The organism is Haloferax sp. Atlit-6N (assembly GCF_003383195.1).
Classification (GTDB): Archaea; Halobacteriota; Halobacteria; order Halobacteriales; family Haloferacaceae; genus Haloferax; species Haloferax gibbonsii.
Genome location: NZ_QEQJ01000056.1, coordinates 1 through 701 on the forward strand (window position 1 = coordinate 1; position 701 = coordinate 701).

A 701-nucleotide genomic window follows, 5' to 3' on the forward strand; every position below is an offset into this window, starting at 1 on the left:
AGAAGCATTTAAACGAGACTCGGTCGGGTGGGGGCTCGCAGTCGGCTGTCCCCTACGGCGGCGCGCTCGGGGCGTGCGACGCCCCCTCGGTTCCGCTGGATAATCGACTGACAGCGCTCGACTCGCAGATTCGCATTTTCACTTCCACTTCGGTCTGCCAACCTTCATACCCCCTCCGCGCATACGATTCCTCGTCAGGTCGAACGCGTGGCGCAGCCGGTCAGGGTGTAGGTATAGAATATGATATTTATCACGGTAGAGTCCGGATACCGAAGCCTTAACCGACCTGCCACACTCACAAGTCATCGTTACAAATGCCCAGAACTGAGTCAGTCACCCGATTCGAGATCGCCCGGTGCAACCGCACAGGGCGGGAGGTACAGTAGATGAGCGACCAGTCCGTGAACGCAGGCGAGCTCGAACTGCCCGTCAAGCGTACCGACGGCGACTCGCTCGAAGAGCGGCTCACTGCCAACGCTTACCACAACATTCTGCCGGCGCGCTATCTCCGCAAGGACGCCAACGGCGACCCTATCGAGTCCCAGGAAGACCTCTTCCCGCGCGTCGCGAAGAACGTCGCGCTCGCGGAGGCCGTCTTCGAGGCCGAGCGCCGCGACGTCGACGTCACGGTCACGCCTGACCAGTTGAAGCCCGACCACCCGCGCCGCGACGAACTCGCCGCGGAAGTGTTCGGCAAGGGC

At 62.3% G+C, this 701-nt stretch carries 1 protein-coding gene; it reads left to right on the forward strand.

From position 1 onward, the window contains the following. Window positions 1–386: 386 nt before the first annotated feature. A partial coding sequence (locus tag DEQ92_RS21105) for a ribonucleotide reductase N-terminal alpha domain-containing protein (RefSeq protein WP_304999708.1) occupies window positions 387–701 on the forward strand: 315 nt, incomplete at its 3' end.